Genomic DNA, 20,325 nt, shown 5'->3' with positions numbered 1-20,325 from the left:
TAGTTCAATAAAACCTTGCCTGAAAGAGTTTTCATGTGGTTTAATGGGTAACATTAATCTTTTGTAGATTAAATACAAAGAGACGGAGTGTGAAGAGAATATGATAGTACGCCAAACTGAAAGTTTATTTTATACTTTATTGAATAATGAATGGATGGGAAGCAGTAGTGGGGAAACTGTACAAATCTATTCTCCGGATGATCATGAAGTAGTAGGTGAAGTTCCTGCCTTGAGTCAGGAAGAAGTCGCTGTTGCAATTCAAAAAACAGCAGATGCCCAAGAACTGTGGGCAGCAAAAGAGGTTTATGAGCGCTCTGCACTTCTTCATCGCTGGGCAGAAGAATTAGAAAAAATGACCGATGAAATCGGTGAAATGATTCATAAAGAAGTAGGGAAGACATTTTCGGCAGGGAAAAGTGAAGTTGAACGTACTGCGCAACTCATTCGCTATACGGCAGAAGAAGGTCTTCGTACACACGGAAGCTTTATCCAAGGAGATGCTTTTCCTGGGGCTACGAAGAAGACAAAAGCCATCGTACAAAAAGTTCCTCATGGCGTGGTGCTGGCTATATCGCCATTCAACTATCCAGTAAATCTAGCAGCTTCTAAAATCGCGCCAGCGCTTATTACAGGCAATACCGTGATCTTTAAGCCTGCTACTCAGGGGGCAATTAGTGGACTGTTGATGATAAAAGCCTTGGTAAAAGCTGGCCTGCCAGAAGGAGTAGTAAACGTAGTAACGGGACGAGGTTCTGTGATCGGTGATTTCATCGTTTCTCATCCCCTTATTAATATGATTACATTTACTGGGGGAACGGCAACGGGGCAGCATATCGCCAAAAAAGCATCTATGATTCCCGTCGTGCTTGAGCTGGGTGGTAAAGACTCTGCAATTGTATTAGAAGACGCAGATTTGAATAAAGCCGCAAAAGAAATCGTTAGCGGAGCACTTAGCTATTCAGGACAACGCTGTACAGCTATAAAACGTGTGATGGTGGTCAACAGTGTCGCAGATGAGCTTATTGAGAAGGTCAAAGAACTTGTGTCCAAACTGACAGTAGGGAAATCCCATGAAGATGCGAGTGTGACGCCTTTAATCGATCAAAAGTCAGCGGATTTTGTGACTAGTCTGATTGAAGATGCCCAAACTAAAGGAGCTACTGTCGTACTAGAAGGCATTAAGGAAAAGAACCTTCTGGGTCCAACTCTTCTTGACCATGTTACAGAAGAGATGGCTGTCGCTTGGGAAGAGCAGTTTGGACCGGTGTTACCATTTATACGAGTTGAGAATGAACTTGAAGCAATTGCGCTTGAAAAGCGAAACCAGTATGGTCTACAAGCTAGTGTCTTCACTCGTAATTTGGAAAACGCCTTCGCAATTTCAGATAAGCTGAATGTAGGGACTGTCCAAGTGAACGGCAAAACATCACGAGGACCAGATCATTTTCCGTTCTTAGGAGTGAAAAACTCCGGACAAGGTGTGCAGGGAATTGGTAGAAGCATTGATTCTATGTTGCGCGATAAGATGCTCGTTCTAAATCTTTAAATGGCTAATGAATTTATACTGATTAACCATAATTATCGGTATTATTTTCAGAATTTTCATTTTAATAAGTAAGAAAGAAACGAGATTGGCTCGAAAACAATATAGAAATTTGCCCTGAAGTATCCTTTTTTACGGAATAAGGAGAAAAATGCATTGTAGTTTATATGGCACACCTAACCGGAAGTCTATATTCTCTTGTGGGATTATTTTTAGGATCTGCATCAATCGCAATAGTAAGTAGTTGAATAGATGAGGAGAAGCGATAAGCCTGCTCTTTCTCACGGTACAATGCTTAAAACTTGCAGTACATTGACAAGTATCTGTATCAAATAGATAATTTATTTAACTTAATACAAGAAGTTTTCTAGGGTTCCGCGGGCTGTTATATTCCGGTTAGGTCCGAGAGAAAACGCACAGAAACTCTGTGTCCACGGAGGGATAAAAGCCCGGGAGATATCATAAACGATATTTTCCTGGGCTTTTTATTTTTTGTATTAAGTAAAAATGATAATCTGAAGAAATGGAGTTGTTAAGTGTGAAATTATCTGTACTTCCTGAAACAATGTCAGTTTTAAAATTAGATTCTTCTGAGGCTCTTCCCCAATGGGCTCTTAAAAAAAGTAGTTTTGTCTCAATTACGTATACGAACGAAGAACTTTCTATTGTTTGTGCAAAAGAAGCAGTGCCATCGCATGTAGAAGGTATGGAAATAAGCGATGAATGGAGATGCATTAAAGTAGAAGGGCCCCTAGATTTTTCACTGACCGGCATATTATCATCTCTAATTTCACCACTTGCCGAAGCTGAAATTAGCATCTTTGCCATTTCAACTTTTGACACAGATTACCTTCTGGTTAAGTCAAACACTTTAAAACGGACTTTACAGATTTTAGCTGAGCACGGACACTCTATCAGCTAATTACAGTTTGTGCGTAATTTTTGCCATTTTAAGCTAGAATTATTCGGTTTACACATCAAAAGTCATTGTTAAAAAAGAAGCCACAAAGCGTGAGCTTCTTTTTTCTGGATTAGGCCAAAAATAACTTTACGGAAGCTTTAATTTCCAATATTATCTAGCTATTGGTTTGAGTTCTGAGTATATTTAAATAGTGAAGTCGAATTTTAATGTAATTTATTGAGCAGCAGTGATTGTTTCACGCACAAAGTTAAAAAGCTTACTCGATAATAAATTGTTACGAGAATGGAGAAACTTTTATGGAAGTATGGGTACCCTGGCTTGCGACACTTTTGTTCGGGTACTTTGCAATCATCAGTTTATATGCGGGCTTGAAATCTTATAAAAATGATGAGGAAAGAGGATTTGACGACGCTTTTTATGATGGCGATGGAATATTTGCGATTGTTGGGTTATTTTTTGCTTTTGTTTTATGGAGAAGTGAAAAATTATTTTCTGCGAGGTACCAGTTAATCGCTTTTCGTATAATCGCTATTTTAATCGCCTTTTTAATGATTGGACTGATTTATTTGTTTTGGTACTTATACTTTGACTAATAAAAGCTTAAATATTGCAGCGTGAAAAATGGAGGCAAACAAATGACGGTCGGCATTGGAATCGATTTTTATATTGGCAATACAAAAAAAGAGATAGCTCGGTCTGAAAAACATGTGAAACTCGAAGAAGATTTACAGAATTATCTATTGGCAAAGGAGGGCTATCCAGCCAAAAGATACGGTCTCCTTATAAACCTTGATCAATACAGTAATCGAGTGTTTTCAGCTAGAGAAGTGCAGGAATTGGTCATTATTTGCGAACACCTGCTAAACGAATATAAAGTTACAACAAAGAAAAAGTGGGAAGTAGATAAAACAACTTGGGGAATAAATGTATTTGCTGAAGAGTTAAAAGTACTTTGTTTAGTTGCACTAGAACAAAATAAAAAAGTATTTGCCATAGGAGACTAAAGGTAAGCTCTGCTGTTTTTTATTGAAAATAGTATTCTTTAATACTTAAAGTAAAGGGGGATATGCGTGAAGAAAAAAGAAATCCAAGATTATTTATATAATCTATGGGGAACGGTCATAAGAGATATGCAAGTGGATTTATTGAATGATACTCTTACCTTTAATATAGAAATACATAAAAATGACTACACTGATTTTCAAACCCTGAAATTTATTGACGTTTCTGCTTTCTATTACGTGAAAGACAATTTAGAAAATCGTTTTAATTTCTATGATCGAGAAAAAGTTTATTACTTAGAAATGACAACAATCGATCATGTCGAGAAAAAGAAATGCGATTTCCAAATTAAATCTACGAGCGATGAAGAGTGGGGCGAAAATCATACTACGGATGCGAATGTCGTTATTGAAATATGGGATTCTGTTTTGTTTATAGAAGCTAGGAGAGTAGAAGTAGAGAATCAAGTTTTTGATTTAAAGCAAATATGAAGTTTATTTAAATGGATGAATCACTGTAGCAATAGCAATATAATATAAATGAATATGTAGTTTAGAACAGGTGTAATAATGTCATTAATTTTATCATTTATTGTTGAAAAAAATAAGTGTATGAGAAGAGGCATCAGCTTTGAAATTCCTAATGAGTGGGGCAAATGGCTCGAAGAAGTATTTAAGCCTGTTGATATTTCTACTTATTACTGGCAAGTTGGAAGTAGAGAGTTATATACGATGATTGATAATGAGTCAGAGAAAGAACTTTTTCAGAATGACAGAACTGGAAAATCGATTAATAACGAACCAACTGTATATAATTTCTGCTGATTTACAAGCCTTTCCGAAAAATAGAGTGACCCGTGTAGAAACATTTGAAGAATTTGTAGAGAGTGACTGCCAACTAGTCTTACTAGTGATTGATTGCATTTATGTCACAGTATAATGACGCTCCTAATAAGACGAATGGAGCTTATTGCTAAGTCGGTTACGATTAGCACTTCTAGTTTATTGATCTTAGTAAAATACTGAAATTGTAGCGAATAATAGAAGTGATTAAATATAAAGAGAGAAAAAGTGCTGATTTAAGCTGACTTTTTCTCCCTTTTTGTTTAGGCTATATTCAAAAGACTGCACTAAAAGAAATACAAGCTAGAATTTCATCAGAAAATGGATGCTAACAGTTTTAGTAGTCTATTTATTAATTTGCATGGATGTACGAATTTAGTTTGTTTTGTATCGATAAATAGTTGGTTGTAAATAATAGATATGTGCTTTTCTTCGTAACGATTACCACTCTGTCTGTTGTGCCATAGGGCATGCCAATTCGTATAGCAGTTTTTTCTTTACCGCCATACGTGTCATCAGTGGTAATTGTTACTATATCGGCTATTGGAATTTTTATCTTTGTGAATAGCCATTTAATTACAATATCAGTATCAACTTGTTTTACATATACTTCAAACAAAATATCCCTCCTCGTTTTAAGTTAACTTATGTTACATTTCCCAAACAATTAATACTCTCGATTCTCTTACGCAACTAGAACAATTCACATAAAAGTTCAAAAAAGCAGACTGATACATAGCTCAACGATTTGTTTGTATTACAATACTTTTAAGAGTGAAAATAGAACCGCATATAAAAAAGAATAGATAAGATAAAAAATAAGCGCTTTTCTTACTGTGGAAAATTAAAAAAAGACTGTTTAAACAATGTGCAGACGAATGAAGCTGCAGTGAGGGGAAATATAAGGTTATTAAATACTTCTCACTATTCCTTTACGGTCTATCTATGAAAAAGTTTCACAATATATCCAGTTATTTCTAAAAAACTTGAAGTGGTTTATTCATATGGCAGTTTACATATATGGGATTATCACAAGAAGAGAAGCTGCAAACATTTTTTCTCTTTCTTTGTGTTGTGAAAAAGTGTATTTTTATGATGTTGCTCTTCTTTTAGCTATTCTGTGATATATGTATGTAGAGCTAGTGTTATCCCATAAGGAAATACTAACTGATTTGGAGAGAGCGTTTAAAAGCGTTGCATGACTTGAGATTGACGAACTTGATATTGCGATAGGAATGATATGGGCTTGTAAAACAGTTAGCTGCATGTTCTTTCTGGAAAAGCAGTTCTCATGGTTCTTGTAACGAATTGTTACATATAACGAGTAGAATTTAGTTCATCATCTGCAAAGAAGAAAGAGAAAAGCCTTTCGCAACTTACCAAGACATGAACTGGTCGGTAAGATGCGAAAGGCTTTTTGAAGTTGCTATTGGTTTTACTGAAATACAATTCCTTACTTTTTTACTGTATCTTTTTGCAGTGCTAATGAAAATCTTTATTCCATCAATATTTTCTTTATCTCATCAGCTTTTATAGAATAGCCAAACAGCATTTTCTTCAAAAGGCCTTCTTTTTTTAACTTACTCATCAAAAGAGAAATTGTTTCTCGTGAAGAGCCAACCATTGTAGCAATATCTTCGTGGGTAAATTTCATGTTGATCGATTGCCATTCCTTGTTTCGTGTCCCATTTTTTTCACTCATTTTTAGCAACAAGAAAAGCGTGCGATAGCGTACGTCGCCAAGAGCGATTTTTTCACTAAGATCATAAGTTTCCTTCAGGCGATACGATAAAATTTGAATAAGTTTGAGTGATACATCTGGTGTTGTTCGAATAAAAGATTCGAATTTCCCCTTATCCATTGTGCATACGTAACAGTCGGTCATTGCTTCTGCAAAGGTTTGTTTATCCGTCAGCATGAAAGATTCAGTTTCCCCGAAAACATTGCCATCGACAAGAATATCGGTAGTAAATTGCTTTCCTTGAGGAGTCATTCGATATAGGCGAACTTGTCCTTTTTTCAGAAAGAAAAGCACATCCAAAGGTTGTTCCGGAATCATAATTTGCGTTCCTTTTTTGATGGGCGTCATTGTACTGTTTTGATCGATTAAATCCATGTCTTCCTTTGGCAGCTCATCAAAAAGATTGATATGTGAAAGGAGTGTTAGTTTATCCATAATTAAAATCTCCTCTTCTCCTCTAATAATCTGTTAAGTAAGGACATTATAGTTGTTGTGTTAAGTATACTTGATAAATCTAAAAATACTGTAAGATATATTACAAATTGAAATAACAAGCAGTTATTTTGCTTAACGTAACCTAGCTCACATTTTTATTTTCAAATACCTATTATGCTACTTACATAAAGTAAATATCAATTAGAGGAGTGGTTTCAATGTTTGAAAATATTTTATCAGAAGACCAATATAAAAGTGTTATCAGCCAGGAGCAGCCTGTTTTAGTTAAATTTTACGCTGAATGGTGTCCAGACTGTAAGAGAATGGACATGTTTATAGGGGAAGTTTTGTCGGGATTCCAAGATATCTCTTCATATTCAATCGATAAAGATCAATTTGAAGAGCTTGCGAACAAAGAAGATGTAATGGGTATACCAAGCCTGCTTGTTTTTCAAAATAATCGTAAATTAGGTCATCTTCACAGCGCGAATGCTAAAACCCCTGATCAAGTAAGTGAATTTCTGGGGCAATTCTTTAAGAACTAAAGATGGTCATAATTAAGTAAATGGAAGGATTGAGTATCGGAAATCGGTATTTAATCCTTTTTATTTTGACCTATTAAATATTCCGAAATGTTGTGTAGCTTACATTTTTTAAATGAATATTCTGATAAATTTAATGAGAGATACATATGCAGTAAGGAGATGGTGCGGAGGCAAGGAATGAAAGTTCATGAGCAATCAAATGATTTTGAGAGGACTGATGAGAAGATGACTTTAGAAGAACAACAAGATTCAATTCTACCGGTAGGAACAATGGAGGTTAATCCCGAAAATACGGCATTAGTTATTGTTGATCCTCAAAATGATTTTTTACGCGACGATGGTGTAGCGTGGAAATTAGTGAAGGAAAGTGTGGAAGCTAATCAGACAATCCAGAATCTGGAGCTATTATTGAAAGCCGGTGAAAAAAATAACTTGAAGCTTTTCATATCCCCGCATTACTACTATCCTACGGATGGTGACTGGCAATTTGGTGGTCCGCTAGAGAACATGATGCATAAAGGCGGAATGTTCAAACGGAAAGATCCTCTATCCTTAGAAGGGTTCGAAGGATCGGGAGCTGACTTTCTGGAAAGCTTGAAACCATTTATAAAAAAACCTGAAACCATTGTGGCAAGTCCGCATAAAGTCTATGGTCCACAGAATACGGATTTGGTTCTGCAATTGCGAAAACATGGGATCAGCCGTTTGATTCTTGCAGGAATGTCTGCAAACCTTTGCATCGAATCTCACCTTCGCGACTTATTGGAGCAAGGATTTGAAGTGGCCGTCGTATCGGATGCAACCGCAGCGGCAATTCTTCCTGGACTCAACGGAGACCAAGCAGCAAAAGTCAATTTCCGAATGATCGCCAATGCTATGTGGAACACAGAGGAAACCATAAAACGAATGGATGGCGAGTAATTATATGCAACCACTAAAAGCTCTATTTTTAAATACTTCATTAAAAAGTTCGGAGGAACCGTCTCATACCGAAGTTTTTATGAACGATGTCCAAGTTCACTACAATCAATTAGGAGTCGAATCCGAAATTGTCCGGCTGGCTGACTACAAAATTGCCCTTGGTGTGCAAGAAGATATGGGTGGAGATGATGAGTGGCCGAAAATCTTTGAAAAGGTTAAAGCGGCCGACATTCTCATTATTGGCACGCCTCTATGGCTTGGAGAAAAAAGTTCTTTAGCTACCCAAACCATTGAACGTCTTTACGCCAGCAGCGGTAAAACTAACGATAAATGACAAGCAGTTTTCTACAATAAAGTCGGAGCAGCAATTATTACTGGCAATGAAGATGGCGCGAAACATGCTGCAGCTTCTCTTTTATACGGATTATCACACATAGGATTCCTAGTACCACCGAATGTTGATGCCTACTGGGTAGGAGAAGCTGGTCCAGGTGAATCGTACATGGATGCAGGGAGAGATAATGAATTTTCGAAAAAGGCTATTAGAAGACTCGCCTATAATACGTATCACCTTGCGGGAATGCTGAAAAACACACCTATTCCGGCAGAAGGCAATACATTAGCCTAAGCTAAGAGTGCGTCTCTGTTCATAATAAAATAGGATCAAGCATGCATTTAAATTGCTTTTAAAAGAACAGTTGCGATGTATAGCCAGATTAAAGCTGCTGTTTTAGTCGATTTTGAAAGCTTTCGTAACCGATACACAGAGAAACACTTTAAGTAGGCAATGAAAAAAATAGACTTTTAAAAAGAGCTTAAAGAAATTCTTTAAGCTCTTTTCTATTGAAACAACACATGTTTTGAAGGTTAATCTACAAAATAAAGCAATCATTTTCATATATGGGAAGTCGTTGTAAGCCACCTTACATATTTGTTTGGAAGTTGCTGTTAAAGTAAAAAAGAATTAGAAATAAGGAGGAAATTCAACATGGCAAACACAGTAACATTTCAAGCAACAGGTACATCAAGTAAAATGAAAACAGAGCTCAAAATGGGAAATCACGGAATGATAATCGATGAGCCACCAAGCATGGGTGGGACTGATACAGGACCTGATCCACTTTCGACTCTTCTTGCAGCATTAGCTGGATGTGAAAATGTAATAGCAAATTTAGTCGCAAAAGAAATGAAATTTGATTTGCAAGGAATCGAGTTTGATGTAAAAGGTGACTTAGATCCCCGCGGTCTTATGGGGAAAGCGGATGTTCAGCCTTATTTTAATCAAGTTTATGTCTATGCAAAAGTAACAACAGATGAGACAGTTGAGCGTATCCAAGAACTAAAAGAAAAAACGGATGCTCGTTGCCCTGTTTTCACTACATTTCAAGCAGCAGGAATCCCGATCGAAGCAAATTGGGAAAAAGCATAAAGAATATAAAGAAGAAGCTGATTTTTTTCAGCTTCTTCTTTATTTTTCTCATGATTCTTCCTTTCTCTGAAACCTTATTGACAGTCTATTTTGATTTTAGTAAAATAATTCCAATATGGTAAACACATGAATCAAGATTGCTAAGAAAATTTGATTACATAGAGTGCTGCTATTTGCTGAAACGCAACCAATTCGCCTGTGAGTGGTCAGGGTGATAAGTGAGATCAAACGAGTGAAAAAGAGTGGAACGCTGCTAGGAAAACCTATCACCTCTTTTAGAAGGTGGTAGGTTTTTGATTTTCTCAGCAAAGTTAATGAGGAGCGGCAGAATATATCTTTGCGCTAGTATCTGGCGATTCGTTTTCTTATCTTGTTAGGCATTCGGTAGCATATAGCCGAAGAGTTATTCCCAAATGTCTAGACAGGAGATAGTGGAGAAGTGAGGATGGAAATTGATTTATTAACCTACGAATTAAACATAGCCTCTTTTGTATCTAACAAAACCAGGTTTGAAGGAATGTACAAAAAAGGGGACAAAGTTGCTGTCTGGAAATTTGAAGAAGGTCCTGAGACTGGTGATGCAATTGCGGAAAAGATTGTTCTCTTGGAAAAGTGAAATTCGCAGAAGTTTTGACCGTGAACAAATCTATATTGTCATATACGACGGAACCATCACTTCTTATCGATAGAAGAATACAGGTCGACAGCTTACAAGAGGCGATTTTTCGAGAGACTGAATGATATCGAATGATAGTAGAGTAACTTACATAAGATCTGTAGCAGAGAAGAAGAAAAAAGCGCCATTCCAATTAGGAATGGCGCTGACTATCGAAATTAATATATTTAGTTAAATATAAGAATTATTCACAAAGTCTTCCAACTTTCTTTGACTGTTTAGAGGATAATATACCGATAGTAGGAAAAAGAAATACGTTTTATTGGCAGAATTGGTATTTTAGTTGTCTAAACTTCGAGTAGGTATGGGCTGGATTAACTAAGAGAAAGCGCTTTTGCAAATAAACTGGTGACCTCTGCAAACAAATACCGTTATCGCGCAAACAACCAAAGTGAATCTGCAAAGAAACTACAAATTAGCGCAAACAAATCTTCTTATCCCGCAAACAATCACACTTTTTTGTAGTTCGAACTAGAATAAGAAAAAACGTCTAAAGTTTTAGAAAAGAGGGGGGCCATTATGTGGATGTTGTTCGAAATATTTACGGTCATTACTATTCTTACATTTTCGATTTTTATACATGAAATGGGTCATGCCGTTGCAGTAGTTTTACAGCATAAAAAAGCGATAGCAGAGTTATACTTTGGGTCATCTAATAAAGCTAACAAAGTCAAATTGAGACTTGGAAAAATTACTTGTTACTAAACCATACCTTATAAACTATCCCAAGTTTTTAGGAGGTCTTTCAAGCGATGGGTTGCAGATATTCAATTTATTAAAGCAACATCGTAGGGGTTTTAATTGATCAAAAAAAGAAGTGCAGCAAAAGCCGCACCTCTAAAGAGATTAGTGAAATTAACTTGTCGAGATTTCTTCACCAAACTTCAAAAGTTTAATAGAAATGGTATTTAAACATTCTCCATCACAGCAAAATAATTCCCTTCATCGTCGGCAAAGTTAAAGCTCCTTCCGGTACCCATATCTACCAATTCACCTGTTTCGATATTTTTTCCTTTAAATTCTGCATGCAACTTTTCAATATGATCCGAGAAGAACATCAATGAGGGTGTGCCAAGATTTAGGTCAGGTGACATTTTTGAAATAACTTCTTTGTCATGTAAAACTATCGTCGTTGCAGCATCTTCAGTAGGGGCAATTTCAATCCACTTCATTCCCATCTCTTCAGAACCTCCATAAGAAATTCCTTTAAATCCAACTTTGTCTTTCCAAAATGTCTCTGCTTTTTCTTGGTTATGTACATACAACATTACTTGTCCTAACTTGTTAATCATCAAAATCCCCCCCAAACAATTATTTGTGTAGTTGTAACTATTATATACAGAATATTCAAATAAAATCAAAAACAAAATAATTATCAGTTATAATAATAAAGAGTAATTAAAAATTGAAACAACTTAAAAGGGGAGTAATTAATAATGAAGCACCAAATTACGCCGTATTTAATTTTTAACGGTAACGCAAAAGAAGCATTAGAATTTTATAAAAAAACGTTTGATGGTGAAATTTCAGACGTGCAAACGTATGGCGAAGCTGATTTCCCAACACCGTCAGAAGCTGAAAACAAAATTATGCATGCTAGATTTAAGAAAGGTGAATTGTTTTTCATGGTCTCCGACGCATTTCCAAACCAGGACGTTGAATCAGGAAGTAACATTGCGTTAGTATTAGAATTTGAGGAGCAAGAAGAAATAGATACGATTTATAGCCGCCTCGCTGAAAATGGAACGGTCGCAATGGAGTTGCAAGATACTTTTTGGGGAGCACGTTATGCTAAAGTAAAAGATGCTTTTGGTATTACGTGGGACCTTAACTATACGTATTCAAAATAGAAAAGTAGGTTATCTATTTTCAAATGAGAACACTAGTAGAATGAATAGTAAATAGCTGCCTTCCGAAACCTTTGTAGAAATATCAAGGTTTCGGTTTTTTAGTGAAAATAAGATTAATAGACCCACAATAAGGGTATAAATAAGTTTTGTAGAAAAAAGTTAGAGTATTTCTCATGTATGGGTAGATTAATGAGACTTTGATAAAAAAGAAAGGGGGATATAGGGTGTTCCATATTTATAAATCTTCACTTAGTGGAAAACTAGAAACCATAGAGAATTTTGACAAGAACTGCTGGGTCAATGTTACGGCACCGTCAAAAGAGGAACTTGAAAGAGTATCTCAGCACTTTAATATCCCTATGGACTTTTTAGTAGATCCTTTAGATTTAGAAGAAACCGCACGAATTGAGTATGATGAAGAAACAAATAGTACATTGCTTATTAATGATTTTCCGATACCAGATACGACAAACGACCGGTTTAATTCGTATATCACGATTCCGATCGGGATTATTATCGGCAGCGACTATATAGTCACCATATGCCAGCAGCCAAGTAGCTTTTTAACAGGGCTTATTAAGAAAAATGTAAGCACGTTAATGAGAAGTCGGTTTGCTTTAGAGGTTTTATTATCAATTTCAACATTGTACTTGGACAATTTAAAAACGCTCAACAAACAGCGTCTTAAAATTGAAAGTAATTTGCGCGAGTCGTTTACGAACAAGCAGTTGTATGACTTGATGGAAACCGAAAAAAGCTTGGTTTATTTCCTTACGTCGTTAAAGTCTAATGGAGATGTCATTACGAAACTGTTTCGTGTTCATTCCATCAAACTATATGAGGATGATAAAGACCTTCTAGAAGATGTGAAAATCGAAAACAATCAAGGAATTGAAACGACTGAATTGTACACGAGAATATTGGATAGTATCACAAGTTCTTATTCTTCACTGATCTCAAATGAGTTAAACAATACGATGAAAACTCTTACGTTGTTTACTGTATTTTTAACGCTTCCAACACTCGTATTTAGCTTTTTCGGAATGAACGTAGCGTTACCGATAACCGATGACGACCCGTCTTCTTGGATGAGCACACTCGGAATTTCGTTAATTTTTGTTTTACTGATTGGCTGGGCATTGTGGAAAAGACGAATTTTTTAATGCTGTACATAGAAAACAAGAAAGTTATCTAAATGCAAGAGGGATTTTTTTGATAAAAGGTCTCTATGAAGCTCATTTACCTGTCAGTAATTTAAGTCGGTCTATTGAGTTTTATAAAGAATTAGGACTCTAATTTGATCATCAAGTGGGAGAGAATTTGGCTTTTCTGTGGATTGAAAAAGACAAGAGTTGGCTTGAGCTTTGGCGTACCGATAAAGTGGAATTGGAATACCATCCTTCAATAAGGCACATAGCTTTTAACGTATCACTAGATGGATTAAAAAAGTCTGTTGAGTGGCTAAAAAGTAGAGGGATTACGCCAAGAAAGGCTTTTGATTTTGAACCGACCGAACCATTTGTTATGCCAACGGATGATCATGCACATGCTAAAATTCACTTTAATGACCTAGATGGCAACAGTTTAGAATTTATTTGCAAAATCGGTAATCCTCTTAACATTAAAGAACGAATGTATTTAAGTGACTGGGAGCAAGCACAACATTCAGAGTGACTTGATGGAAAGATAAAGTTAAATCCTTTATAAAGACAAAAATAGGAAGCTCCAGTTATTTTGGAAGCTTCCTATTTTTGTGTGTAAAAATATTTCATTATCTATTTTTAGTTTCAAAGTAAAAACTAAAGTGATCATTTGAGATCAAAAAAGAAATTAAAGAAAAACTTAGTTAAAAACAGTTCAAATATAAATAACAAGCTTAAACATAAAGTAGCTTCGCGGATTCTAAACGTAGTCTAACTAAAATACCTATCCATGCAGCAAGTGCGGCTTTTATAAGTCCTACTAAAATGAATGGGAAAAATCCTCCCATAAATGCGCCGGTCCATGAAAGGTTTGCGAAAATCATTAACCAAATCGTCCCGAATGTTAAGGTAATAAACATGCCAATTACATTTGCAATTAATGCGTTCATAAACGTATAGCTAGTTTTTTCGAGGTAATAGCCAATAATAAAAGCGGCTGGTAGAAATCCGATTAAATAGCCACCAGTTGGTCCAAATAAGCTACCAAGACCTCCGGACATTTGGGCGAATACGGGTATACCAATTGCACCTAGTCCTAAATAAACCAAAACAGACAGCGTTCCATATTTAGCACCTAAAATTGTAGCAGCCAGGCCAATGGCAAGAGTTTGTCCTGTAATAGGTACAAGTGGAAGCGGGATAGTGATTTGTGCGAAAATGCCAATGATTGCTGCGAACAATGAGGTAACAATCATCATTTTTAGTTTTACATTTGCTGTTGTCATAATACACCCCTTCAATTGAGTTAACCTATTGATAAAATAAGTTAACTAAAATGGTAGCATAGCCAAATAATGACTGTCAATAAACTGTAAAATTAGAGAACTACTAAGACATTCAATACAAAACCCCAGTGAAATGGATTCACTGGGGTTTTGAAGTACAGCAATTGAGAAATACAAATCGCTAATTAGTTAAAGATCAATTAACTCCTACAGCTGTAAACGCAGCTTTCACACTTGCAACTTCTGCGCTTGAAGCTCCGTATAGGTCAGTTGCCGCTTGGATCGTCGAAACGCGGAAATGACTGTAGTTTGAATTTGGCGTTAAATATTGAGTTAATGTACGGTAATAAATAGCGCCTGCTTTATCATTGCCAATTCCATTGACACTTACTCCGTAATGCGTACCTCCGTTAGCTAACAAATATGCAGCTTTGTTGCTAATTCCAGAATTGATATGAACGCCGCCGTAATCACCAGTACCTGTGTAGCGTTTTGAATAATGGTCAGGATCTCCGCTTAACGTAGGATCTTGCATTGAACGAAGTGCATCACCTGCAATATTTGGTGTGTAAATATCTTCTCCAACTTGCCAATCAGGGTTGTTGTTGAAATGGAATTCAACGAGTGTTCCAAAAATATCAGACATGGATTCGTTAATCGCGCCTGATTCGTTTTGATAAATTAAGTCCGCCGTAGTATCTGTCACAGCATGTGTCAATTCATGAGCAATTACATCTAAAGCACCTGATAGGGGCACAAACGTATTGCCGTCCCCATCTCCATAAACCATTTGAGAGCCACTCCAGAAAGCATTGTTATAATCACGGCCGTAATGGACAGTGGATACTAAATCAGCCCCATTGCCATCATAGCTATTGCGGTTATGAACATCTTTGAAATAATCATAGGTTTGACCGGCATATGCATGAGCATCGACTGCAGCACCGTCATATGCAGCGTTATAAACGTTGTCGCTATCAAGCCATAAAGTTCCTGGTGTCCGTGTGCGATTTTTAGCATCGTATGTGAAAATCCCATTTCCGCGAGTTCTATCTACTAAATATGAACCACTGCTGTTGGTTAAGGTATTGAAGGTTTTTGTATCTCCTAATACACCTTTACCTGTACCAGTGGAGTCGCTTCCTGTTATCCCTTGTCCACCTGTTGAAGGTTTTGCTTCGTGGATTTGGTTATATGAATCTAAGATTTCACCTGTTTTAGCATCGACAAAGTATTGATAATTGCCAGGTTCCGGATAGAGGAATTCAAATTCTGCACTGTAGGCATAGTTCGCATTTCCATCTTGGAAGTAAACGACCAGCTCAGGTGTTACTTCAGATTCTAACTCTGGAGTACTGCCAATTTTTTTATTCAAGTCAGCTTTTGCTTTTTCAAGTGCTACGTCTGCTTTTAACGTAGCGCCTTTTTTCAAGGATTGCTTATTGTATAATTCTGGCGTTAAATTACCTGAAACGGAGTTCAATACGCCGTCTTGATCCACATGCGCATTGATTACTGAACCGAAAACAGGAACGCCTTTAAACATTTGTTGCATTTTCAGTTTTGTAAAGCCAAGATCATCTTTTTCCTGGCTAACAATTTTAAAGTTAGAAAGTTCCTTTTTGCCAAATTTGTAAAGTTCCTCATTTTCTTCTAAGTATGTAAACACAATTTCCTTAGCTGATTTATTGGATGGAGTCGTTAGTTTCCCATATATCATGTCAGGCATTTTGGTTTCTTTATTGATATGAACCTTTTCTGTTGTTTCTTGTGTTGGGGCGGTATTTGCAGAAACCGCTGTTGCTGATAACGCTAGTGATGCTGCCAAACTTAAAGTCAGTAATTTTTTCTTGTTCATCAAATTCACTCCTTCTCGTTTTACCGGCATCGAAGCTCGGTGTAATTAGCATAACTTTTTAAGTATTCTGAATATATAGGGTGTATGGTGTGTTTTTCTGGTTCAAAGAAAGTGATTATATAACCTTTGTAAATTTATGGGTAATTTAGAATTTGAATTTTATAGGTAAATGGATTTTAGAAATTTCGAAATCCGTTATATTTTTGATTAGTAATAATAAAATTATCTAATTAAATTGAATATTATAAATTTTATTTTGATTTTTCATTTTTACATGAAAAAATTGTAAGGATATTAGAACTATGAAAAGTATGAATATTAGTCGATTTAACCCTCATAAATACTGAGTTAAAAGAACCTCCTCAAAAGAAGAAGTCCTTGCAATTTACTCGAATAAAATAGTTTACGGCTAAATTTTAATCCATTTTCAACTTAATAGCTCTCGTCGCTATAAAAGTTTTAATATGATTGTCTAATATTCTAGTTCCTCCAAAATCATCCTCGTAAAAACCTGAAATAACGAATCCGGCTTTTATTTGGCCTTGGATTTGTTCTTCTAAAGTATGTGCATATTCAATAGTTTGATTTGAATTTATGTAATCTTGCACTTCTGAATCAGGTAAAAAATCTAGTGTGGATGAAGGAATAGAGTGTTGTACATCAAGAATCCCTTTTCTTTCTTGAGTATCATCAAAGATCCATAGAAGAGGATTGGTAAATCCTGCAATTAAAGTGCCATTATTTTTTAACACTCTTGCAACTTCATTCCAAACACATTGAACATCTTTAACAAATAGGTTGGAAACAGGGTTAACGACAATATCAAAAGATTCATCTTCAAATGCGCTAAGATCTGACATATCTCCGTGAATGGTTTTTAAGTTTAACCCATCGCGCTTCGCTACTACTTCATCTTGTTCCAATTGTTTCTTGGAAATATCAGTAACTGTCACGTTTGCTCCAGCGGCAGCTAAAATGGGACCTTGTTGTCCACCACCTGAGGCTAAACAAAGGATGTTCAACCCTCTTAATGATTTAGGAAACCAATTTCTCGGTACTGATTTTTCTGTAGTGACTGTAATCTCCCAATGCCCAGTTTTACTTTTTTGGATTTTTTCGCTAGTTACGGGTTGAGTATACCTCGAACCTTCTTCAACTTTTTTGTCCCATGCGTTACTGTTTTGATTGACTGTATCCATTTTCATCCTCCATTAATGAAATATTTACATATATTACTATATCTAAATTAAAATATTCATTCAATGAGTATAGTTGAATTTAGATAAAGGTGTATATAATCAAGTGGGAATTAATGTTAATATTGAATTAGTAGAATATTCGCTTTATAGATAGATCATACATATGAGAAACAAGGAGAGAACACCGTGATAAAAAAAGTGCTAGAGAAATTTGCAGTGCAACCAGCCGCAATGCACAAAGTAGAAGATTCTTTTAGTTCAACCGTATACAAATGCGCGTTACAAGTGAACATGTGTATGTGAAAATTCCTTACACGAAATTGAAGTATCAACGAGAATTGGATGCTTATAAATTGTTGGCAGGAAAAGTACCGGTACCTCAAATGTTAGATTACTGGTCTGGTGATAGCGAATGTCCAGGTGCTTTTTTGTTGTCTGAACTAAAAGGAAAGCCTTTAACTACAGATGTTTCGTCAGAAGTGGCGTTTCAAGTGGGGATTTTGCATGCCCAAATGCATGCGGTGTGCCCACCGGTTGGCCAAGAAACAACAAGTATTGAAAATGAGTTTTCTAATTGGCTCAATTTTATTGAATCTAAGTTTCTTGATTTTGCAGTAGATGTAAAAGAAATTATTGAAACTGAGTTGTATGAAAAAAGTATGAATAAATTTAGTGAATTAAAACAACAATTACCTGCTCCAGTCGGTCCTAGCTTTATCCACATGGATTTTCGTCCTGCCAACATCATAGTAGATGGTAAAAAGGTTTCAGGAGTGATTGACTTTGAAAGTGTGCGATTTGGTTCAATAGATATTGACTTCACGAAATTGTATCGGGATTTTTTAAGTGTTAACGACAGTTTTTATCAAGCGTACCAAGATGGATACCGCACGATTAAACCATTGTTGGACTTGAAAAAGGTCCTGCTGTTTTATCAATTTTTAGATGCCTTTAACAGCATCGGTTGGTGCAGACGTCGAGGCCTTGAAAAAAACGCTGCTTTTCTAGAAGAAAACTTAGTTATTTTAAAGAAAATAGTTAATGGATAAAATGTATTGATTTGGTCAGAACAACTAACAAAAGGGTGGTTTGAGCAATGGAAGATGATAAAAAACTTGAACCTGTAAAAGCAGCTGAATTATTCATAAATAAGTATTTTCCTCAGTGCCAAGGAGCATTGTTAGCGGGAAGTGTGGTTCGAGGCGAAAGTACTGAAACATCCGATTTAGATCTTGTAGTATTTGATCAAAAGTTTTCTTCTTCCTATCGCGAATCATTTTTAGTGTACGGCTGGCAGATTGAAGTATTTGTTCATAACCAATCATCATATAAATCTTATTTTTTGAGTGATTATGAAAGAGCCAGGCCATCCATGCCACAAATGGTAGTCGAAGGTACAATTTTAAAAGACAATGGGATGATTACAGCGATAAAAGAAGAAGCAAGAAGACTACTTGAAACAGGACCAAAAGAATGGTCAGCCGAAACAGTTGTGCAAAAACGTTATTTTTTAACAGATTCTCTTGATGACTTTATCGGTTGCAACAATCGGGCAGAGGGGATCTTTATTGCGGCTACTTTGGCCGAGCTTGTAAGTGAATTTGTTTTAAGAGTTAACAAACAATGGGTCGGCAATTCAAAATGGGTTGTCCGGTCATTAAAAGCTTATGATGCCGAATTTACTCGAGACTTTGTTATCGCTTTTGATGAATACTATAAAACGAGTGAGAAATTAAAAGTTGTTCATCTTGTGGATAGGGTACTAGAACCTTACGGTGGGCGTTTGTTCGAAGGTTTTTCAAATGGTAAAGAATAACTAAGTAGAAAGAGGGAGCATAGTGAGGGAAATGAGATTGGAAGCAGCGCTGGAGCATGCAGGTCTTGTGTTAGTGGGATTTCTCGGTGAAGGTGCATGGCATTGCGCTTGGCAAGTAAATCGAGGCGAACAACAATTAGTTTTAAGAATACCGAAGACGATAGCGTACGGAAAGCAAGTTGCATTTGATGAAGTTGCATTAAAAGCAGAGTATGCTGGAACTAAACTTTACTATCAGACTGTAAACAAAGCACAAGAAGGAGCGGCACCGTTATTCTTTGACTACTATGTCACCCCTGAATTGACTTATACGATAGAAACTTATGCTGGTAGTCAAATTGATTTGCACACGATAACGCTAGAAAAAGCTTATAAAATAGGTTTGCAAACAGGTGCAATTCACAAGGCGACGGAAGAGATTCCTCATGGGTTGACTGGGTTTGGTTATTTAGCTTGGTCTGAAGAAAAAGGGTTGCATGGTACTTTTAACGGTGATGTTAGGAAGTTCATATATGAAGAAAGCGAAGAGCATCTAGCGGATTATCAAGCTCTTTGCGAAGCGTTTCTAGACTATGATGACATCCTAGTGAAAAAAGCACTTCAATTAGCTGCAAACTTGAGAAAAAAGGCATTCACCAAACCACTCTTAGGAAATCAAGATGTATCGCCGGAAAATATTTTATGCAATGGTGAAAATGTATGTTTAATTGATCCTTATCCAAGCATTTATTATGCCAGAGGAATGGCAGGGAATTTTATGAACTTATATGAAACGTACTTTGTCACGTTAGCCGATACAGAAAGGTATAAAAAACATCATTTTCAAGATTGCATAGAAAATTTAAGAATGATCGCTAAAGGATTTATAGAAGGATATAGTGCAGGAAACCAGCAAATAGTCGGTGAAGTTAGAGGAGAGCAGTTGCTTCAATTGCTCGAAACGGCACATAGTCATTTTCGCTTGCTGTCAGAAGACATAGCTAAAGAAACTGAAATTCGGTATGGCAATAAGGAACAAATTAAAAAAAGACTTGTAACGCTAAGTAAAGAATTAAAAGAATTAGCAACTTCTCAAATCAAGGTGCTCGTGTAATCTGAAAATCTTCATAAATTTAGGG

The 20,325-nt window shown here is 36.2% G+C and carries 20 protein-coding genes, 3 pseudogenes and 1 riboswitch; of the genes and pseudogenes, 17 read left to right on the top strand and 6 right to left on the bottom strand.

Annotation, left to right across the window (positions count from 1 at the left end; all coding sequences use genetic code 11):
* Positions 1 to 100 precede the first annotated feature (100 nt).
* From BCM40_RS09590 to BCM40_RS09565, 6 genes and pseudogenes are all read left to right on the top strand, one after another.
* Complete coding sequence (locus BCM40_RS09590) at positions 101 to 1,546, top strand: NADP-dependent glyceraldehyde-3-phosphate dehydrogenase (RefSeq protein WP_065526110.1); 1,446 nt, start codon at positions 101 to 103, stop codon at positions 1,544 to 1,546.
* Between the two features lie 353 nt (positions 1,547 to 1,899).
* A riboswitch (guanidine-I (ykkC/yxkD leader) is annotated at positions 1,900 to 2,001 on the top strand.
* A gap of 80 nt (positions 2,002 to 2,081) precedes the next feature.
* Positions 2,082 to 2,465 carry an ACT domain-containing protein gene (locus BCM40_RS09585; RefSeq protein ID WP_083394509.1) on the top strand — a complete coding sequence of 128 codons (384 nt, stop codon included), beginning with the start codon at positions 2,082 to 2,084 and terminating at the stop codon, positions 2,463 to 2,465.
* A gap of 296 nt (positions 2,466 to 2,761) precedes the next feature.
* Positions 2,762 to 3,058 (top strand): hypothetical protein, encoded by a 297-nt coding sequence (locus BCM40_RS09580; RefSeq protein ID WP_065526112.1) that lies wholly within the window; start codon positions 2,762 to 2,764, stop codon positions 3,056 to 3,058.
* A 42-nt stretch (positions 3,059 to 3,100) separates the two neighbouring features.
* Positions 3,101 to 3,469, top strand: coding sequence for a hypothetical protein (locus BCM40_RS09575; RefSeq protein ID WP_065526113.1), 369 nt, complete (start codon positions 3,101 to 3,103; stop codon positions 3,467 to 3,469).
* A 66-nt stretch (positions 3,470 to 3,535) separates the two neighbouring features.
* Positions 3,536 to 3,958, top strand: a complete 423-nt coding sequence (locus BCM40_RS09570; protein WP_083394508.1) for a YxiG family protein — start codon at positions 3,536 to 3,538, stop codon at positions 3,956 to 3,958.
* Between the two features lie 78 nt (positions 3,959 to 4,036).
* Positions 4,037 to 4,406: pseudogene (locus BCM40_RS09565) on the top strand (DUF2691 family protein).
* Between the two features lie 255 nt (positions 4,407 to 4,661).
* Here the strand turns inward: BCM40_RS09565 and BCM40_RS09560 are convergent.
* Entirely contained in the window at positions 4,662 to 4,928 is a 267-nt protein-coding gene (locus BCM40_RS09560; RefSeq protein ID WP_065526115.1) for a SunI/YnzG family protein, read from the bottom strand.
* An 876-nt stretch (positions 4,929 to 5,804) separates the two neighbouring features.
* Entirely contained in the window at positions 5,805 to 6,485 is a 681-nt protein-coding gene (locus BCM40_RS09555) for a Crp/Fnr family transcriptional regulator (RefSeq protein WP_065526116.1), read from the bottom strand.
* 218 nt (positions 6,486 to 6,703) lie between these two features.
* Between BCM40_RS09555 and BCM40_RS09550 the strand changes: the two genes are divergently transcribed.
* The 5 genes and pseudogenes from BCM40_RS09550 to BCM40_RS16405 all read left to right on the top strand — a co-directional run bounded on the left by BCM40_RS09550 (position 6,704) and on the right by BCM40_RS16405 (position 9,996).
* On the top strand, positions 6,704 to 7,030 hold the full coding sequence (locus BCM40_RS09550) for a thioredoxin family protein (protein ID WP_065526117.1): 327 nt from the start codon (positions 6,704 to 6,706) through the stop codon (positions 7,028 to 7,030).
* A 177-nt stretch (positions 7,031 to 7,207) separates the two neighbouring features.
* Positions 7,208 to 7,951 (top strand): cysteine hydrolase family protein, encoded by a 744-nt coding sequence (locus BCM40_RS09545; protein WP_083394506.1) that lies wholly within the window; start codon positions 7,208 to 7,210, stop codon positions 7,949 to 7,951.
* 4 nt (positions 7,952 to 7,955) lie between these two features.
* A pseudogene (locus tag BCM40_RS09540) lies at positions 7,956 to 8,579 on the top strand (flavodoxin family protein).
* Between the two features lie 360 nt (positions 8,580 to 8,939).
* A complete protein-coding gene (locus BCM40_RS09535; protein WP_065526118.1) occupies positions 8,940 to 9,380 on the top strand; it encodes an OsmC family protein in 441 nt (146 codons plus the stop codon).
* A 445-nt stretch (positions 9,381 to 9,825) separates the two neighbouring features.
* Positions 9,826 to 9,996: a hypothetical protein gene (locus BCM40_RS16405; RefSeq protein WP_156851287.1), complete on the top strand. Its 171-nt coding sequence runs from the start codon at positions 9,826 to 9,828 to the stop codon at positions 9,994 to 9,996.
* A gap of 968 nt (positions 9,997 to 10,964) precedes the next feature.
* On the opposite strand, the gene BCM40_RS09525 is transcribed toward BCM40_RS16405, so the two are convergent.
* Complete coding sequence (locus BCM40_RS09525; protein ID WP_065526120.1) at positions 10,965 to 11,348, bottom strand: VOC family protein; 384 nt, start codon at positions 11,346 to 11,348, stop codon at positions 10,965 to 10,967.
* A gap of 144 nt (positions 11,349 to 11,492) precedes the next feature.
* On the opposite strand from BCM40_RS09525, the gene BCM40_RS09520 reads away from it, so the two are divergent.
* From BCM40_RS09520 to BCM40_RS09510, 3 genes and pseudogenes are all read left to right on the top strand, one after another.
* Positions 11,493 to 11,906 carry a VOC family protein gene (locus tag BCM40_RS09520; protein ID WP_065526121.1) on the top strand — a complete coding sequence of 138 codons (414 nt, stop codon included), beginning with the start codon at positions 11,493 to 11,495 and terminating at the stop codon, positions 11,904 to 11,906.
* Positions 11,907 to 12,130: 224 nt separating this feature from the next.
* Positions 12,131 to 13,069 (top strand): magnesium transporter CorA family protein, encoded by a 939-nt coding sequence (locus tag BCM40_RS09515; RefSeq protein ID WP_065526122.1) that lies wholly within the window; start codon positions 12,131 to 12,133, stop codon positions 13,067 to 13,069.
* Between the two features lie 49 nt (positions 13,070 to 13,118).
* Positions 13,119 to 13,580 (top strand): annotated as a pseudogene (locus BCM40_RS09510) (VOC family protein).
* Between the two features lie 202 nt (positions 13,581 to 13,782).
* Here BCM40_RS09510 and BCM40_RS09505 read toward each other — a convergent pair.
* The 3 genes from BCM40_RS09505 to BCM40_RS09495 form a co-directional block, all read right to left on the bottom strand.
* Positions 13,783 to 14,334 carry a biotin transporter BioY gene (locus BCM40_RS09505; protein WP_065526123.1) on the bottom strand — a complete coding sequence of 184 codons (552 nt, stop codon included), beginning with the start codon at positions 14,332 to 14,334 and terminating at the stop codon, positions 13,783 to 13,785.
* Positions 14,335 to 14,530: 196 nt separating this feature from the next.
* Positions 14,531 to 16,192, bottom strand: coding sequence for a M4 family metallopeptidase (locus BCM40_RS09500; protein ID WP_065526124.1), 1,662 nt, complete (start codon positions 16,190 to 16,192; stop codon positions 14,531 to 14,533).
* 416 nt (positions 16,193 to 16,608) lie between these two features.
* A complete protein-coding gene (locus tag BCM40_RS09495) occupies positions 16,609 to 17,391 on the bottom strand; it encodes a class I SAM-dependent methyltransferase (RefSeq protein ID WP_065526125.1) in 783 nt (260 codons plus the stop codon).
* 299 nt (positions 17,392 to 17,690) lie between these two features.
* On the opposite strand from BCM40_RS09495, the gene BCM40_RS09490 reads away from it, so the two are divergent.
* The 3 genes from BCM40_RS09490 to BCM40_RS09480 are packed head-to-tail and all read left to right on the top strand — an operon-like array spanning position 17,691 to position 20,300.
* The gene (locus tag BCM40_RS09490) at positions 17,691 to 18,440 is read left to right on the top strand and encodes an aminoglycoside phosphotransferase family protein (RefSeq protein WP_238323718.1); all 750 of its coding nucleotides are present in this window, start codon (positions 17,691 to 17,693) and stop codon (positions 18,438 to 18,440) included.
* Positions 18,441 to 18,487: 47 nt separating this feature from the next.
* Positions 18,488 to 19,207, top strand: coding sequence for a nucleotidyltransferase domain-containing protein (locus tag BCM40_RS09485; RefSeq protein ID WP_065526126.1), 720 nt, complete (start codon positions 18,488 to 18,490; stop codon positions 19,205 to 19,207).
* Between the two features lie 31 nt (positions 19,208 to 19,238).
* Positions 19,239 to 20,300 carry a hypothetical protein gene (locus BCM40_RS09480; protein WP_065527698.1) on the top strand — a complete coding sequence of 354 codons (1,062 nt, stop codon included), beginning with the start codon at positions 19,239 to 19,241 and terminating at the stop codon, positions 20,298 to 20,300.
* Positions 20,301 to 20,325 lie beyond the last annotated feature (25 nt).

Source organism: Planococcus donghaensis, from assembly GCF_001687665.2.
GTDB lineage: Bacteria > Bacillota > Bacilli > Bacillales_A > Planococcaceae > Planococcus > Planococcus donghaensis.
This window is presented reverse-complemented; position numbering and strand designations above follow the sequence as displayed.

Bases quoted from the DNA above. Each gene is read 5' to 3' on its own strand.
- BCM40_RS09545 (WP_083394506.1), top strand. From the start codon at position 7,208: ATGAAAGTTCATGAGCAATCAAATGATTTTGAGAGGACTGATGAGAAG.
- BCM40_RS09520 (WP_065526121.1), top strand. From the start codon at position 11,493: ATGAAGCACCAAATTACGCCGTATTTAATTTTTAACGGTAACGCAAAA.
- BCM40_RS09535 (WP_065526118.1), top strand. From the start codon at position 8,940: ATGGCAAACACAGTAACATTTCAAGCAACAGGTACATCAAGTAAAATG.
- BCM40_RS09495 (WP_065526125.1), bottom strand. From the start codon at position 17,391: ATGGATACAGTCAATCAAAACAGTAACGCATGGGACAAAAAAGTTGAA.
- BCM40_RS09580 (WP_065526112.1), top strand. From the start codon at position 2,762: ATGGAAGTATGGGTACCCTGGCTTGCGACACTTTTGTTCGGGTACTTT.
- BCM40_RS09485 (WP_065526126.1), top strand. From the start codon at position 18,488: ATGGAAGATGATAAAAAACTTGAACCTGTAAAAGCAGCTGAATTATTC.
- BCM40_RS09500 (WP_065526124.1), bottom strand. From the start codon at position 16,192: ATGAACAAGAAAAAATTACTGACTTTAAGTTTGGCAGCATCACTAGCG.
- BCM40_RS09505 (WP_065526123.1), bottom strand. From the start codon at position 14,334: ATGACAACAGCAAATGTAAAACTAAAAATGATGATTGTTACCTCATTG.
- BCM40_RS09575 (WP_065526113.1), top strand. From the start codon at position 3,101: ATGACGGTCGGCATTGGAATCGATTTTTATATTGGCAATACAAAAAAA.
- BCM40_RS16405 (WP_156851287.1), top strand. From the start codon at position 9,826: ATGGAAATTGATTTATTAACCTACGAATTAAACATAGCCTCTTTTGTA.
- BCM40_RS09480 (WP_065527698.1), top strand. From the start codon at position 19,239: ATGAGATTGGAAGCAGCGCTGGAGCATGCAGGTCTTGTGTTAGTGGGA.
- BCM40_RS09590 (WP_065526110.1), top strand. From the start codon at position 101: ATGATAGTACGCCAAACTGAAAGTTTATTTTATACTTTATTGAATAAT.
- BCM40_RS09555 (WP_065526116.1), bottom strand. From the start codon at position 6,485: ATGGATAAACTAACACTCCTTTCACATATCAATCTTTTTGATGAGCTG.
- BCM40_RS09550 (WP_065526117.1), top strand. From the start codon at position 6,704: ATGTTTGAAAATATTTTATCAGAAGACCAATATAAAAGTGTTATCAGC.
- BCM40_RS09525 (WP_065526120.1), bottom strand. From the start codon at position 11,348: ATGATTAACAAGTTAGGACAAGTAATGTTGTATGTACATAACCAAGAA.